Consider the following 15259-nt stretch of genomic DNA (forward strand, 5'->3'; position numbering starts at 1 on the left):
TTGGAGAGTGTTGCCGATGGCCGCCTGCCCCCATCTCCCCGAAGGGCACCTTCCCGAGGGGTTCGACGCCACCGACCCCGACCTGCTGCGCGAACGCGTCCCCTTCCCGGAGTTCACCCGGCTGCGGCAGACCGCACCGGTGTGGTGGTGCCCGCAGCCGCCCGGCGTCACCGGCTTCGCGGACGGCGGGTACTGGGCCGTCACGCGCCACGCCGACGTCAAGTACGTCTCCACCCACCCCGAGCTGTTCTCCTCGAACGAGAACACCGCCGTCATCCGCTTCAACGAGCACATCACCCGGGACCAGATCGAGGTCCAGAAGCTGATCATGCTCAACATGGACCCGCCCGAGCACACCCGGGTCCGCCAGATCGTCCAGCGCGGCTTCACCCCCCGCGCGATCCGCAGCCTGGAAACCGCCCTGCGCGACCGGGCCCACGCCATCGTCGACGAGGCCCGGCGCGGCGCGGACGCCGACGGCACCTTCGACTTCGTCACCCGGGTCGCCGTCGAACTGCCCCTCCAGGCCATCGCCGAACTCATCGGCGTCCCCCAGGAGGACCGCTCCCGGATCTTCGACTGGTCGAACAAGATGGTCGCGTACGACGACCCCGAATACGCCATCACCGAGGAGATCGGCGCCGAGGCCGCCATGGAACTCATCGGCTACTCGATGAACATGGCCGCCGCCCGCAAGGAGTGCCCCGCCGCCGACATCGTCAGCCAGCTCGTCGCCGCCGAGGGCCAGGGCAACCTCTCCTCCGACGAGTTCGGCTTCTTCGTGCTGCTGCTCGCCGTCGCCGGGAACGAGACCACCCGCAACGCCATCAGCCACGGCATGCACGCCTTCCTCACCCACCCCGACGAGTGGGAGCTCTTCAAGCGCGAGCGGCCCGCGACCGCCGCCGAGGAGATCGTCCGCTGGGCCACCCCCGTCGTCTCCTTCCAGCGGACCGCGACCCAGGACACCGAACTCGGCGGACAGAAGATCACCAAGGGCGACCGCGTCGGCCTCTTCTACTCCTCCGCCAACAACGACCCCGAGGTCTTCACCGACCCCGAACGCTTCGACATCACCCGCGACCCCAACCCCCACCTCGGCTTCGGCGGCGGCGGCCCCCACTTCTGCCTCGGCAAGTCCCTCGCCATCAAGGAGATCGAGCTGATCTTCAACGCGATCGCGGACGCCCTGCCCGACCTCACCCTCGCGGGCGAACCGCGCCGACTGCGGGCCGCCTGGCTGAACGGCGTCAAGGAACTCCGGGTCCGCGCCTCCGCGTGAGCCGTAGGGGGTGGGGCGAGGGCGGGGCGGGGGCGTGGCGGGGGCCCGGCGACCGCCGGAACCCCGCCGGAACCGGAACCCGGCCGGAACCGGAGCCCGGCCGGAAGCGACCCGGCGGCGCCGGAACCCGGCCGGAACCGGAAGGTCACCTCACACGTCCCACCCCGCATGCGGGGGACACACAGAATTCTGGCCACCATCGTCGCGCTGCTCGCGCTCCAGCTCGGCTCGCTCGTCGCACCGGCGTACGCCTGCGGCTGCGGCGCCATGATCCCGACGAAGGAACAGCGCATCGGCGTCGACCGCGAGGAATCGGCCGTCCGCTGGGACGGCCGCACCGAGACCGTCGTCATGCGCTTCAACGTCCACGGCAACGCCCGGCACGCCGCCTGGATCATGCCGGTGCCGCACCGCGCCGACGTGAGCCTCGGCGACCCGGAACTCTTCGACGAGATCGGCCGGCTCACCGAGCCCGAGCAGCGCGACCGCTTCCACTTCTGGCCGCGCGCCGACGACTGGCCGTTCGACACCGACTACGGCGACGGCGCCGGCGCCCCGGCTCCCGGCGCGGGCACCGTCGGCGTCGTCGGCCGCGAACGGCTCGGCCCCTTCGACGTCGCCCGGCTCACCGCCACCGACCCGGAGGCCCTGGGCGACTGGCTGCGCACCCACGGCTACGAACTCCCCGAACGGCTGACCGGCGCGCTCCAGCCGTACGTCGACCGCCGGTGGGAGTACGTCGCCGTCCGCCTCGCCCCCGACGAGAAGGACGCCACCCTCCAGGGCGAACTGACCCCGCTGCGGATCACCTTCGCGTCCACCGAACTCGTCTACCCCATGCGCCTCTCGCGGCTCGCCACGACCTCCCAGTCGCTCGGCCTCTCCATCCTCTCCGAGCACCGGATGGAACCCCGCTCGCCCATCGGCGGCGACGCCCCCGAGGTGACCTTCGCCGGCCGGATCGAGCGCCCCTCCGGCGCCCTCGCCGCGCTCGCCGGAGACCGCCCCGTCCATCTGACGGTCCTGGAACAGGAGTTCCCGCACCCGGAGCGGATCGACGACGACCACCACCTGCGGGCCGTCGCCGACACCCCGTACCGCCAGGTCGAGTACACCGACCGGCTGCTGACCGTCGGCGACGGAATCCCCGTCTGGCTCCTCACGGTCGGCGGCGCCGTGATCCTCGCGGCGGTCGCGGCGCTGCTCGCCGTACGCGCGGCGAGGCGCCGCCCGACGGCGGACACCGGTGTACGTTCGGCCCCATGACGAACCCTCAGTGGAACGCAGTCGACGCCTACTTCACCGAGACGATCGCCCCCGCCGACGAGGTGCTCACCGCCGCGCTCGCCGACTCCGCGGCGGCCGGGCTGCCCGAGATCGCCGTCGCCCCCAACCAGGGCAAACTGCTCCACCTGCTCGCCCTCACCCAGGGCGCGCGGACGGTCCTGGAGATCGGCACCCTCGGCGGCTACAGCACGATCTGGCTGGCCCGCGCCCTGCCCGCCGACGGCCGGCTCATCACCCTGGAGTACGACCCGGCGCACGCCGACGTCGCCCGTGCCAACATCGCCCGCGCCGGTCTGGAGAAAATCGTCGAGGTCCGCACCGGCGCGGCCCTGGACAGCCTGCCGCTCCTCGAAGCGGAGGACGCCGGCCCCTTCGACCTGGTGTTCATCGACGCCGACAAGGTCAACAACCCGCGCTACGTGGAGTGGGCCCTGAAGCTCTCCCGCCCCGGCACGCTGATCATCGTGGACAACGTGGTGCGCGGCGGGAAGATCACCACCCCGCACCCGGAGGACCCGGCGATCACCGGCACCCGCGAACTCTTCGACCTGGTCGCCGCCGAACCCCGGCTGGACGCGACGGCCCTCCAGACCGTCGGCGCCAAGGGCTACGACGGCCTACTGCTCGCCCGCGTGGTCGCCTGACCGGGCGCGCTCTGCCGCGGCCCGGTGAACAGCGGCACCTCACCGGACGCGTCCAGGCGCGGGCCCCCCTCTTTCGATGATCCGGGAGGCGTGCGATGCCGTCGAGCGTGCCCAACTTCGCCCGTGCCTCGGTGTGCAGGTAGTAGCGCTGGAATGCCTACGGTGCCGCTGCGGACCTCTGGCGCCGGCTAGGCCATAACCGCATGTCAGACGTGCCCCCAAGAGGCCGCGCTGTCCATAGCGTCAAACTTCCGCCTTTGCTTTGTACGCATACGGCTCATGACGGCACGGGGGTCAGGAGCGATAGCCTTCTCTCGTGATCAGCGCGATACGCCGAGGGGCCAGCGCAGCCCCCGGGGTTGGTTCGAAGGACACGACCACGCTTAGTGCTCCTGATCCCCGCACCCCATGAACTCGCTTTACATGGCCTTGGCCCTCAGCCATTGCCGCACAAGGGTGATGCGCACCGGGCACCCCACGTCGCCTCGTGGCGTTGCGTCCCTCATCTCTCGATGTACGCAACGGCGCGCGACAGGAGCCAGAGAACGCGCGAACCGCATCACCCCAGCCATCGAGAGGACTGCAAACCATGACGACGAAGCGCGGCGCCTCAGAGCACACGATTCGACCGGCCCTTGAACTCCGCATCGGAGGCCTGCACTTGACCGTGCAGCGCATCCCGCCGTTGCTCGTCGCCCTGATCACCACCGCCGGCGGGGCAGCGGGAACGTGGTGGGCGCAGCGGTAGGGGTCGTCTCCGATCGGCGCTGCTCAGTACGGTCGGGGCAGTCCAGCCCACTCGCGCTGCGCCACGAGTGACGCCTGCGAGTCGTCCTCACGCCGCTTTGACCGGCGGATGTACGAGACTGCACGTATGCGATCAAGGCTCGGCGCAGCGCCCGGCCTGTGCTTCTGAGAGGTGTCAAGTGCCCAGTGTGGTAAAGATCAACGTCCTGACCGTGCCGGCCGAGCAGCGGGCCGTGTTGGAGCAGCGTTTCGCCTCTCGGGCCGGGGCCGTGGAGGGGTCCGACGGGTTCGAGTGGTTCGAGCTGCTGCGGCCGGTCGAGGGCACCGACCAGTATCTGGTGTACACCCGGTGGCGCAGCGAGGAGGACTTCCAGAACTGGATGAACGGTTCCATGAAGGCCGCCCACGGGGGCGGCGGCGAGGGCGGTGGTGAGGGCGGCGGCGAGCGGCCCAAGCCCGCTGCGTCCGGCTCCACCCTCTGGTCCTTCGAGGTCGTCCAGCAGGCCTCCCCGAAGGGCTGACCCGCCTCGGCCCGGAAACCCGGCTGCGTCCCCGGCCGTGCGCGCCGCACAATGGCGCGCATGACCTGGACTTTCACCCCCGAGCACGTCCACACCCCGGACGCCGTCGCCCTGCGCCGCGGCTACTACGACGACGTCGCGAGCCGCTACTGGAAGCGCCCCGCGACCGAGGCGGAGATCGACGAGGGCCTGGCCGGCGACGGGGTCGAGCGGCTGACCCCGCCGACCGGTCAGTTCCTGGTCGCCCGGCACGAGGGCGAGCCGGCCGGCTGTGGCGGAGTGCTCCTGCTCGACGCGGAACGCGCCGAGCTGACCCGGGTCTTCCTCCGCCACGCCTTCCGCGGCCTCGGCGGCGCCGCCGGGCTGATGCGGAACCTGGAGGACGCGGCGCGCGCCCTCGGCGCGCGCCGGATGGTCCTCAACACCCGCCTGGACCTGGTCGAGGCCCGCGCCGTGTACACGCGGCACGGGTACGCGGAGATACCGGCCTACTGCACGGGCCCCTACATGGACATCTGGTACGGCAAGGAGCTGTGACCCGGACGCCGGTCAGCGGCTCCACACCACGACGTCGAAGACACCGCGGGTGTCGCTGGCGAGGCCGCTCAGCTCCTTGACCGTCAGTCGGGCGAGGCGGCCGTCGTCCGTGGTGGCGCAGACGACGAGGCCCGTCTTCAGCTTCAGGTCCGTCGTCGTGCCCAGGGTCTCGATGTCCCGCGCGCACTCCTCGTACGAGGGCGTCTTGTTCGTGGCGTCCTTCCACACCAGCACCTTGGTGCCGTCCTCGGGGCGCAGCATGTGGTCGCCGAAGGGGTAGACGGAGAGATCGTTCTCCTCCCTGATCTCGGACTCCGCCGGGGGCGCGGAGTCCAGGTCCTTGGGCTCCGCGTACTCGATCGCCAGCGGGCCCTGCCATTCGACCGTCCCGGCGGGCTTCCCCGAGGGCTTCCCGGTGGGGGTGGCCGGCGGCTCGGTCGACGGGGTCGCCGAGGACTCCGCGCCCGGGGTGGACCCGGCGGTCGCGGTGGATTCCGGGGTCTGCGGGCTGCCGGCCGACGTCGCCGGGCCCTGCGCCTGAGGGGGCGTGGGCTTCGCTGCGTTGTTGCTGTTGTTGCTGTTGTTGCTGCTCACGAGGTACGTGCCGACGACGCCGATGACCGCCGCCACCAGGGTCGCGGCCGCGCCGATCCAGGCCCCTCGGTGCGAGGTCGTACGCGGCGGGGTGGGTGGGGCCGCGGGGGCGGCGTAGCCGCCGTAACCCTGGGGTCCGCCGTAGCCGCCGGGCCCGCCGGCGGGTCCGGTCGGCGGGTGTCCCGGTGGTGCCGGCCAGCCCTGTCGTGGCTCTTCGCTGTTCATACCGCTGTCCGTCCCCCTGTGATGTGATCTTGGGCGGTGGACAGCGTAACGACGATTCCTGAATGACTGTCATACCGGGCTGGGGGCCGCCGAGTCGGGGAGCACGGCGGTCAGGCGTGGTGGTCGCGGGGCGGCTCCGGGTCGTGCGGCCGTTCCCCGTCCGAGCCGCTGAGTTCGGCCGTCAGCTCCTCCACGAGTTTCACCAGGTCGGTGGGCCGGTCCGGCCCCCACCAGTCGCCGAGCAGCTCGGCGAGTGACTCCTCGCGCGCGGCGGCGAGCCGGGTCGCGACGGCCACGCCCTCCTCGGTGAGCACCAGCTGGAGCCCTTCCCTGGTGGCGAGCTGCCGCTCCTCCACCTGCCGGGAGGCCTCGGTGATCACCCGTAGGGGTACGGGCACGTGCTCGGCGAGCCGGGCGGGTTCGACGGTGCCGTGGCGGCGGATGCGCAGCAGCAACCAGCTCGCCGCGGGCAGCAGATCGAGGCCGGCGCGGGCGGTGATCTTCTCGTAGATCGCCTTGCGTCCCTCGCGGGAGCCGAGGACCGACAGGGCGCGGGCGCATTCGTCGTACGAGGAGCGCTCGACCGGGTTGGAGGCGAGCGTCTGGCTGGTGTCGGGCGCGGTGACCGAGGCCCGCAGCTTGTCCTCCTTGAGGAACCAGGCGACGACGAAGGCGACGAGCACGACGGGCGCCGCGTACAGGAAGACGTCGGTGATGGAGGTGGCGTACGCGTGCAGCACCGAGGGACGCAGTGCGGCCGGGAGCTGTCCGATGGCGCGGGGGTCGGCGGCGACCTGGTCGGCGCCGACCCCGGGCGGCAGCTCCTGCCCGGAGGCGGCGGCGCCCGCGAACACGTCGTCGAGCTTGTGCGTGAGCCGGTTGGTGAAGATCGTGCCGAAGACGGCGACCCCGAAGGAGGCCCCGATGGAGCGGAAGAAGGTGGCCCCCGAGGTGGCGACGCCGAGGTCCTGGTAGGCGACGGCGTTCTGCACGACCAGCACGAGGACCTGCATCACCAGGCCGAGTCCCGCGCCGAAGACGAAGAAGTAGACGCTCATCACCCAGGTGGAGGTGGTCTCCGTGAGCTCGTTGAGGAGGAGCAGGCCGAGGGCGGTGAGGGCCGTGCCGGCGATGGGGAAGACCTTCCAGCGGCCGGTGCGCGACACGATCTGGCCCGAGGCGGTCGAGGTGATCAGCATGCCCGCGACCATCGGCAGCATGTGCACGCCGGACATCGTCGGGGTCACGCCCTGCACGACCTGGAGGAAGGTCGGCAGATAGGTCATCCCGCCGAACATCGCGAATCCGACGACGAAGCTGATGACCGCGACCAGGCTGAAGGTGCGGATCCTGAACAGCTTGAGCGGCAGAACCGGTTCGGCGGCCCGCCGCTCGACGTACACGAACCACACCAGGAGTACGGCTCCGAGCACGGCGAGACCGATGATCTGCGCCGAACCCCACGCCCAGGTGGTGCCGCCGAGGGAGGCGACGAGGACCAGGCAGGTGGCGACCGAGGCGATGAGGAAGGTGCCGAGGTAGTCGATGGTGTGCCGGGTGGAGCGCACCGGGATGTGCAGCACGGCCGCGATCACGAAGAGGGCGACGATGCCGATCGGCAGGTTGATGTAGAAGACCCAGCGCCAGGAGAGGTGCTCGGTGAACAGGCCGCCGAGCAGCGGGCCGAGGACGCTGGTGGCGCCGAAGACGGCGCCGAAGAGCCCCTGGTACTTGCCGCGTTCCCGGGGCGAGACGAGGTCGCCGACGATCGCCATCGACAGCACCATGAGCCCGCCGCCGCCGAGGCCCTGGAGGGCGCGGAAGGCGATGAGCTGCGGCATGTTCTGGGCCATGCCGCAGAGGGCGGAACCGATGAGGAAGAGGACGATCGCCGCCTGGAACAGCTTCTTCCGCCCGTACTGGTCGCCCAGCTTGCCCCAGAGCGGAGTCGCCGCCGTCGACGCCAGCAGGTACGCGGTGACCACCCAGGACAGGTGCTCCAGGCCGCCCAGGTCGCTGACGATCGTCGGCAGGGCCGTGGAGACGATGGTCTGGTCGAGCGCGGCGAGCAGCATGCCGAGCAGCAGCGCGCCGATCGCGACGAGGACGGTGCGGTGGCTCTGCGCCTCCCCCGGCGCGGGCGCACCGCCGCCGGGCGGGGCCGGGCGAACTTCCTGGGCCATGGGCGTCTCCTCGGGCAACACGGCGTACGGCATTCCCATCCTGGTCCGTATGTCCGGATATGGCCTGCGGAAGCGCACGACTGTTCGCCCTCCGGGAGGGGACGGGCTGCATAATCGCCAGCAGTTGTCTCGGGGAGGGGACCCATCATGACCGGACATGCCTGTCCTGAATGCGGTGTACAGAGACCTGGCTGCGCCTGCGCCCAGGCAGAACTGGCGGCGGCGGAAGACTTCGATCCGCTCCGAATCAGGCCGTACGTGACACTGGACGCACCGGAGGACCTGCCGGGGGGCGCACCGGGGGGCGGGGCGCAGGACGCACCGGGGGGCGGGGTCGGGGGGCCTGGCTCGTACGGGGCGGACGGCCCGCCGACGGCCCAGCTCGCGGCGATCCGGCCGGAGGGGGTGGGCGGGGGGCCTGAGGCGTACCCGACCGCGTCGACCGCGTCGCATTCGACCGATACGCACCTGACCGGCGCGTACCCGACCGCGCCGCATCCGGCCGACGCGTACCCGACAGGGCCCGCCGGCGACCCGTCCGAGACCATGCCCCTGCTCCTGCGCGGCGTCAGCGACGTACCCCCGCCGCCCGGCCACGAGCGGGGCGAGGGGCGGGGGCGGGGCCGCAGGCGGGGCATGCTGGTGGCCGCGGTGGCCGCCGTCGCCGTGGCGGGCACCGCGGCGCTGGCCGCGGCGGTGCTCGGCGGCGGGGAGGGCACCGACGACCGCGCGGCCGTGCCCGACGTGACCACGAGCGCGTCGTTGAACCTCGCCGTCTCGGAGGCTCCGTCCGCGAGCTCCGGGAGCCCGGAACCGCGCACGTCCTCCCCCACGCCCAGCCGGACGCCGACGCCCACGTCCTCCTCCCCCTCTCCCTCGGCGAGCCGCACCACGTCGACGCCCAGCGCCCCGGCACGTACGACCGGCGCGGCGGCGCCGCCGGCCTCCTCCTCGGCCCCGGTCACCGCGCCCACGACCACGCGCCCGGCCACGACGACGCCTCCGGCGGAGGTGCCGGGTGAGGGCGAGGAGGAAGCGGTCACGCTGAGCCTCGGCTCCTCCGGGCCCGAGGTGAGGGAGCTCCAGCGGCGCCTTGAGGCCGTGTGGGCGTACCACGGCCGCATCAACGGCAGGTTCGACGAGGAGGTCCAGGAGGCCGTGGCCCGTTACCAGTCGTGGCGGTACGTCCAGGACGACCCCGAGGGCGTGTACGGCCCGACGACGCGCAGGCTGCTGGAGGAGAACACGCCCGAGGTGTGACCCCCGAGGTGTGACCCCGGCGGCGGCGCGGGGCCCGGGGGTCCCGGGGTCCCGTCATGCGGACGGGTTGGCCAAGATGGCCGACGGTTTTGTATCGTGGAAAAACAAAGTGGCCCCGCCCGCAATCCCTGACCGGTGGGCGGGACCGCTTCGTTCTCCGCGCCACCCCCTCTGGAGACCCTTGATGCCTGCCACCACCCCGGCAACGCTCACCGCCCGCGCCCTCCTCCTCGACATGGACGGCACCCTCGTCAATTCGGACGCCGTCGTCGAGCGCTGCTGGCGGCGCTGGGCCGAGCGGCACGGCCTCGACGCGGACGCCGCCCTCAAGGTGGTCCACGGCCGCCAGGGGTACGCGACGATGGCCGTCCTCCTCCCGGACCGCCCGATGGAAGAGAACTACGCCGACAACCGGGTGATGCTCGCCGAGGAGACCGCCGACCTCGACGGAGTCGTACCCGTCCCCGGCGCCCCCGCCTTCATGGCCGCGCTCGCGGAGCTGCCGCACGCCCTGGTGACGTCGGCGGACGAGGCCCTCGCGCAGGCGCGGATGGGCGCGGCGGCGCTCCCGATGCCGGAGACCCGGGTCACCGCGGAGTGCGTCGGGGCGAGCAAGCCGGACCCGGAGGGCTTCCTCAAGGGTGCGGCCGAGCTGGGCTTCGCCCCCGCGGACTGCGTCGTCTTCGAGGACTCCGAGGCCGGTATCCAGGCGGGCCGCGCGGCCGGCATGCGCGTCGTGGGCGTGGGCCCGCGCGCGGCGGCCTTCGCGCCGGACGTGCACGTCGCCGACCTCACGCACCTGCGGGTGGAGCCCGCCGCCGACGGCGGCATCGCGCTGACCGTCCTTCCGTAGCGCCTCCAGGCTCCGTACGACGACGAGACCCCGGGCCGGGAACGGCCCGGGGTCTCGTCGTCCGCCCGTTCTCGAGCCGTTCCGGACGGAACGTCAGGAACCTTCCCGCACGGGGTGATCCGGGGGCCTGGTCGCGCACTCGCCGCGAACCGCCGCAACGGCCGCGGTCATGGCCCCCGGACGCGGCCATGCCGACCCGACGCGACCACGCCGACCCGGCGCAACATGCCCACCCGACACGCCCCGAACCGACTTGGCGCACCACCGGACCCCTCACACCCCTTGATGTGACGTGTCCATGTCGCCACTCTGTTACCTGGCGCACCCCCCACCGAAACCTCGCGCCGCGACGATGACCGGGCCGCCGCCCGGCGCCCCCACGGGGACGGCACCCGCCAAGGTCCCCCCACATCAAGGGAGTTCACATGCCCGTCGGCATGATCTACGCGCGTCGACTCGCCGTACTCGCCACCTCCGCCACCCTCGCCGGCACCGGCTTCCTGGCCACCGCCCCCGCCGCCCAGGCCGCCATGCCCACGCCGGTCAGCGCCGCCACCGCCCGCACCTACCTGGCCGCCCTGACCGTGAAGGCGGAAGGTTCCTCCTCCGGCTACAGCCGGGATCTCTTCCCGCACTGGATCACCCAGTCCGGCGCCTGCAACACCCGCGAGACCGTCCTCAAGCGCGACGGCGTCAACGTCGTCACCGACTCCAGCTGTGCGGCGACCAGCGGCAGTTGGTACTCGCAGTACGACGGCGCCACCTGGACCGTCGCCTCCGACCTCGACATCGACCACATGGTCCCGCTCGCCGAGGCCTGGCGCTCGGGCGCCAACTCCTGGACCACCTCGCAGCGCCAGTCCTTCGCGAACGACCTGACCCGCCCGCAGCTGATCGCCGTGACGGACAACGTCAACCAGTCGAAGGGCGACCAAGACCCGGCGGAGTGGCTGCCCTCACGGACCGCCTACCGCTGCACGTACGCCCGCGCCTGGGTGCACGTGAAGTACTACTGGAACCTCAGCGTCGACTCCGCCGAGAAGAGCGCGCTGCAGTCGGTGCTCAACGGCTGCTGACAACAAGCTTCCTGACGCCGCATCAGCCTCAGCCACCGGGAAGCGCACCGCATCGCACACTTCCCGGTGGCTGAATGTTGAACTTGCAAGTACTAGTGAGGGGTGCCTAACCTTACGGCCTCATCGGTTTCCGTCCCCCACTCCCCGTCCGCCCCACGGACGAGGTCAGGCCGAAGGAGTCCCCCCATGAACAACCCGAACACCACGAGCACCACGGGCAGCCCGACCGGTCCGTCCGGTCCGACCAGTCCGACCGGTCCGACCGGCTCCGGCGCGTCCGGCAGCGGCGCGAGCACGCTCACGGGCCGTCTCGACCAGGCGCAGCCGTACGCGCTCGGCCTCTTCCGCATCGTCGTGGGCCTGCTCTTCGCCTGCCACGGCGCCGCCTCCCTCTTCGGCGTCCTCGGCGGCGCGATGGGCGGCGGCACGGTCCCGGCCGGCACCTGGCCCAGCTGGTACGCGGCCGTGATCCAGCTCGGCGCCGGCGGCCTGGTCCTGCTGGGCCTGGGCACCCGGACCGCCGCGTTCCTGGCCTCTGGCTCGATGGCGTACGCGTACTTCAAGGTCCACCAGCCGGAGTCCCTCTTCCCGCTGCAGAACGGCGGCGAGACCGCGGCCCTGTTCTGCTGGGCCTTCGTGCTGCTCGTCTTCACCGGCCCCGGCGCGCTGGCCCTCGACCGGCTCTTCGGCGGCCGGGTCGGCGCGGGCTCGGCGCCGCGCGCGGAACGCGAGGAGAAGGCCACGCCGGTCACGGCCTGACCCGGCACGAGGCCACGGTGACCTCGGCCTGAGACCACGGTGACCTCCGCCTGAGCTCACCATGACCTCCGCCTGAGGTCACCGTGAGCCGAGGATCGCCGTACAGGAAAGGGCCGGAACCCGCAGCACGTCTTCCGGCCCTTTCCCGTCGCACCACCCGCCGGAACCGGCCCCTCGCACCGGGCGGGTTCCCGCAAAGCCGCACAGGTTCACGCAGCCGCCGCACCCGTCCGCCGCTCACGCCCCCGGCACCCACCCGCCGAACGGTCTCCGGCCCCCGCGTAGGCTCTGGCCCTGTGAATCTGCTCGACAGCCTTGGATCGCTGCGGTCGCTCACCGCCGGTCCGTGGATCTACCCGGTGGTGGCGACGTCGATCCTGCTCGACGTCTTCCTGCCCGTGCTGCCGAGCGGCTTCCTGGTGATCACCGCCGCGACGGCGGCCGCCTCCGCCACCGCGGCCACCCCGGACGTGCCCTCCCTGCTCCCCCTCCTCCTCTGCGCGGCCACGGCCTCGGTGCTCGGCGACTTCCTCGCGTACCGGCTCGCGCTGCGGGGCAGCGCCCGGCTGGACCGGACGATCGCGCGGTCCCGCCGCCTGTCGATGGCGCAGGAACGTCTCGGCACCGCGCTGACACGGGGCGGCGGCCTGCTCGTGGTCCTGGCGCGGTTCGCCCCGGCGGGCCGGTCGGTGGTCTCACTGGGCGCGGGCACGGCGAAGCGCCGCGCCGAGGAGTTCCTGCCGTGGTCGGCCCTGGCGGGCGTCACCTGGGCCTCGTACAGCGTGGGGCTCGGCTGGCTCGGCGGTCAGTGGCTGGGCGCGACCTGGTTCAGCGCGGGGGTGTCGACCCTCGCGCTCTTCCTGGCGGGCGGCCTCGCCGCCTACCTCATACGGCGTCCGGCTGCGGCTCCCGCGCCTGCCTCCTGACGGCGGGGTGCGCGCCGCGCACCTCCAGGCCGTCGAGGAGTCTCGCGGTGGCGTCGGCGATCTCGTCCACGGCCCGCTCGAAGACCTCGCGGTTGTGGGCGGCGGGGGCGCGGAAGCCGGAGACCTTGCGGACGTACTGCAGGGCGGCGGCGCGGATGTCGTCCTCGGTCGCCTCCTCGGGCAGCGCGGGCGGTCGGAGCGTCTTGATGCTGCGGCACATGCCTCCAGTGTGGCGCGCCCCACTGACAACCGCCGCGACCAGAACCGGCGGCCCGGACTCGGCACCGCACGCACACCCGGCTCGGCACCGTACGCACACCCGGCTCGGCGGCGTACCCACGCCCGCGTCGGCCGCGTACCCACGCCCGCCTCGGCCCCGTACTCAGGCCCGGGGGCGGCGTGGCTCACGCCCCAAGCCCACGCCGGCTACGCGCGTTGATCTCGGCGGCGCGGGCGCGCAGCTCGCGCAGCGGGGTGGCGGGCTGGACGTCGCCGGGGTCGGCCTCCCACTCGGCGCCGCCGTGGACGGCGCGGATCAGAAGGCGTCCGGAGGCGCTCCCGACGTAGAAGCCGACCCGCTCGGTGGCGGTGTCACGGACGAGGTCACCGACCTCGGGCAGTGGCTGCACGCATCCCCTCCGTCCCGATTCCTGAAGCTGGGGAGAACCAGAGAAGCCCCCCGCCCTCTCCCTGTCAACGTATCTCTAGAGATGTCCCCCGATGGATGGATCGACCCGGTGGGACGGCGTACACGCGTGCACCCTGGCCTCGGGGTGCGCCGTAGGGTGTCCGCAGATGAAGGGAGTGGTCCACCCGTGACTGACCAGGACAGCGCTCGTCGGCCCAAGTACCAGCGCATCGCCGATGAGTTGAGAACCGCGATCCAGTCAGGCGCCTTCGCGCCGGGCGACCGGCTCCCCGGCGAGAACGACCTCATGACCACCTACGCCGTGGCCCGCATGACGGCCCGCCAGGCCCTCTCCGTCCTCCGCAACGAGGGGCTCGCGGAGGCGCGCAAGGGCGCCGGGGTCTTCGTCCGGGTCTTCCGTCCGCTGCGGCGCCGGGGCATCCCGCGCCTGGCCGGGGACCGGTGGGGGAACGGGCGCTCCGTCTGGTCGGCGGACGTGGAGGACCGGGAACTGGTCGTGGACCAGATCGAGGTGGGCGAGACGGAGGCCGGCGCGCGGGTCGCGGGGGCGCTGAACCTGGCACCGGGCGCGCCCGTCTGCGTCCGCAGCCGCAGGTTCGTCCTCGACGCCAAGCCGGTCCTGCTGTCGGTCTCGTACCTGTCGGCGGAGTTGGTGCGCGGTACGCCGATCACCGAGCCGGACACGGGACCGGGCGGAACCTACGCGCGGCTCGCCGAACTGGGGCACGGGCCGGTGCGGTTCCGCGAGGAGATCCGCTGCCGGATGCCGACGGCGGACGAGTCGGAGCGGCTGGCCCTGGAGTTCGGCACGCCGGTGGTGCTGATCGGGCGCACGGCGTTCACCGGCCCGGGGGTGGCGGTGGAGCTCAACGAGATGACGCTGGACTCGTCGTCGTACGTCCTGGAGTACGACTTCGACGCGTGACGCCGAAACCGGGACGGGGTGCTAGGGACGGGCTCCAGGCGCACCCTCGGGCGCCTCCTGGGACACTTCACCGGCCCTCACGACGGTCACGGCCTTCACGGCCTTCACGGACTCGACAGCCTCCACGGCCTCCACGGCCTCCACGGTTTCGGCGGCCCGCGCGGCCGGAAGCCCCTGCTGCACGTCGGCACTGACCTGACCGCCGAGGGTCATGACGTTCAGGGTGGCGGAGTTCTCGTTGGCGATGGCCTTCTCCACCCGGGCGACGAGCGTCTGGAACGCCTCCCGCCTGGACAGCCCGTGATACGGCCCCACACGCGCCTCGAAGTAGACCCGCTCGTGCCCGAGCAGCTGCTCGGTCGACCGGTAGTTCTTCCACTGCTCGCGGTAGCGGTAGACGCTCTCCAGGGAGATGGCGGCGACGACCACGACACTCAGCACGGTGGCGGTGACCCGCGCGAACCCCAGGTCGAGGTTGACGAACACGGGCACGAGCGCCCCGCCGACCACGGACACGGTCCGCATCCGCAGGTGCATCGCCTTCATCCGCGTCGCCTTGACGTCGTACCACTCCTGGTACTGCGAGACCCGCGTCTCGACGTACCGCTGCGGCGTCATCTCACCGCCCTGCACCCCGGATCCGGGCGCGTCCCCCACCTCAGCCATACCCCGGAGTACACCGGCCTTGTCGGTCCCCCGTCAACCGCGATCCAGCCGCCCAGGGGTGCGGTCGCCCGCCGGCCCGTCCCTGACAGGTGCGAGCCTGGTCACGGCGCTAACCTGGACCGTAG

General features: G+C 72.3%; 17 protein-coding genes. 12 read left to right on the plus strand and 5 right to left on the minus strand.

Annotated elements, in window-relative coordinates; translation table 11 throughout:
- The first annotated feature begins 16 nt into the window (after positions 1–16).
- The 6 genes from DEJ43_RS10130 to DEJ43_RS10150 all read left to right on the plus strand — a co-directional run bounded on the left by DEJ43_RS10130 (position 17) and on the right by DEJ43_RS10150 (position 5018).
- Positions 17–1282: a cytochrome P450 gene (locus DEJ43_RS10130; protein ID WP_015033252.1), complete on the plus strand. Its 1266-nt coding sequence runs from the start codon at positions 17–19 to the stop codon at positions 1280–1282.
- A 168-nt stretch (positions 1283–1450) separates the two neighbouring features.
- A complete protein-coding gene (locus DEJ43_RS10135) occupies positions 1451–2548 on the plus strand; it encodes a DUF2330 domain-containing protein (RefSeq protein WP_015033253.1) in 1098 nt (365 codons plus the stop codon).
- Complete coding sequence (locus DEJ43_RS10140; RefSeq protein ID WP_015033254.1) at positions 2545–3213, plus strand: O-methyltransferase; 669 nt, start codon at positions 2545–2547, stop codon at positions 3211–3213. Before DEJ43_RS10135 ends, DEJ43_RS10140 begins: the two co-directional genes overlap by 4 nt.
- 589 nt (positions 3214–3802) lie before the next feature.
- A complete protein-coding gene (locus DEJ43_RS37365; RefSeq protein WP_158506252.1) occupies positions 3803–3961 on the plus strand; it encodes a hypothetical protein in 159 nt (52 codons plus the stop codon).
- Between the two features lie 178 nt (positions 3962–4139).
- Positions 4140–4481, plus strand: a complete 342-nt coding sequence (locus DEJ43_RS10145; RefSeq protein WP_015033255.1) for an antibiotic biosynthesis monooxygenase family protein — start codon at positions 4140–4142, stop codon at positions 4479–4481.
- Positions 4482–4532: 51 nt separating this feature from the next.
- Positions 4533–5018: a GNAT family N-acetyltransferase gene (locus DEJ43_RS10150; protein ID WP_015033256.1), complete on the plus strand. Its 486-nt coding sequence runs from the start codon at positions 4533–4535 to the stop codon at positions 5016–5018.
- Positions 5019–5030: 12 nt separating this feature from the next.
- On the opposite strand, the gene DEJ43_RS10155 is transcribed toward DEJ43_RS10150, so the two are convergent.
- Positions 5031–5837 (minus strand): hypothetical protein, encoded by an 807-nt coding sequence (locus DEJ43_RS10155; RefSeq protein ID WP_015033257.1) that lies wholly within the window; start codon positions 5835–5837, stop codon positions 5031–5033.
- 110 nt (positions 5838–5947) lie between these two features.
- Positions 5948–8020: an MDR family MFS transporter gene (locus tag DEJ43_RS10160; protein ID WP_041663801.1), complete on the minus strand. Its 2073-nt coding sequence runs from the start codon at positions 8018–8020 to the stop codon at positions 5948–5950.
- Positions 8021–8566: 546 nt separating this feature from the next.
- On the opposite strand from DEJ43_RS10160, the gene DEJ43_RS37370 reads away from it, so the two are divergent.
- The 5 genes from DEJ43_RS37370 to DEJ43_RS10185 all read left to right on the plus strand — a co-directional run bounded on the left by DEJ43_RS37370 (position 8567) and on the right by DEJ43_RS10185 (position 12894).
- Positions 8567–9280, plus strand: coding sequence for a peptidoglycan-binding domain-containing protein (locus DEJ43_RS37370; RefSeq protein ID WP_146250776.1), 714 nt, complete (start codon positions 8567–8569; stop codon positions 9278–9280).
- 184 nt (positions 9281–9464) lie between these two features.
- Complete coding sequence (locus DEJ43_RS10170) at positions 9465–10133, plus strand: HAD-IA family hydrolase (protein WP_015033260.1); 669 nt, start codon at positions 9465–9467, stop codon at positions 10131–10133.
- 425 nt (positions 10134–10558) lie between these two features.
- Positions 10559–11209 carry an HNH endonuclease family protein gene (locus tag DEJ43_RS10175; RefSeq protein ID WP_015033261.1) on the plus strand — a complete coding sequence of 217 codons (651 nt, stop codon included), beginning with the start codon at positions 10559–10561 and terminating at the stop codon, positions 11207–11209.
- Positions 11210–11395: 186 nt separating this feature from the next.
- On the plus strand, positions 11396–11968 hold the full coding sequence (locus DEJ43_RS10180) for a DoxX family protein (protein ID WP_078508642.1): 573 nt from the start codon (positions 11396–11398) through the stop codon (positions 11966–11968).
- A gap of 296 nt (positions 11969–12264) precedes the next feature.
- Positions 12265–12894, plus strand: coding sequence for a DedA family protein (locus DEJ43_RS10185; protein ID WP_411572266.1), 630 nt, complete (start codon positions 12265–12267; stop codon positions 12892–12894).
- On the opposite strand, the gene DEJ43_RS10190 is transcribed toward DEJ43_RS10185, so the two are convergent.
- Both DEJ43_RS10190 and DEJ43_RS10195 read right to left on the minus strand, forming a co-directional pair.
- Positions 12854–13114 (minus strand): DUF2277 domain-containing protein, encoded by a 261-nt coding sequence (locus tag DEJ43_RS10190; RefSeq protein WP_041662329.1) that lies wholly within the window; start codon positions 13112–13114, stop codon positions 12854–12856. The genes DEJ43_RS10185 and DEJ43_RS10190 overlap by 41 nt on opposite strands.
- Positions 13115–13298: 184 nt before the next feature.
- Positions 13299–13523, minus strand: coding sequence for a hypothetical protein (locus DEJ43_RS10195; protein ID WP_015033265.1), 225 nt, complete (start codon positions 13521–13523; stop codon positions 13299–13301).
- 186 nt (positions 13524–13709) lie between these two features.
- Here DEJ43_RS10195 and DEJ43_RS10200 point away from each other — a divergent pair, with 186 nt between their 5' ends.
- Entirely contained in the window at positions 13710–14468 is a 759-nt protein-coding gene (locus DEJ43_RS10200; RefSeq protein WP_015033266.1) for a GntR family transcriptional regulator, read from the plus strand.
- 21 nt (positions 14469–14489) lie between these two features.
- Here the strand turns inward: DEJ43_RS10200 and DEJ43_RS10205 are convergent, their stop codons facing one another.
- The gene (locus tag DEJ43_RS10205; RefSeq protein ID WP_015033267.1) at positions 14490–15134 is read right to left on the minus strand and encodes a DUF4231 domain-containing protein; all 645 of its coding nucleotides are present in this window, start codon (positions 15132–15134) and stop codon (positions 14490–14492) included.
- Positions 15135–15259 lie beyond the last annotated feature (125 nt).

Source organism: Streptomyces venezuelae ATCC 10712 (assembly GCF_008639165.1).
Classification (GTDB): Bacteria; Actinomycetota; Actinomycetes; order Streptomycetales; family Streptomycetaceae; genus Streptomyces; species Streptomyces venezuelae.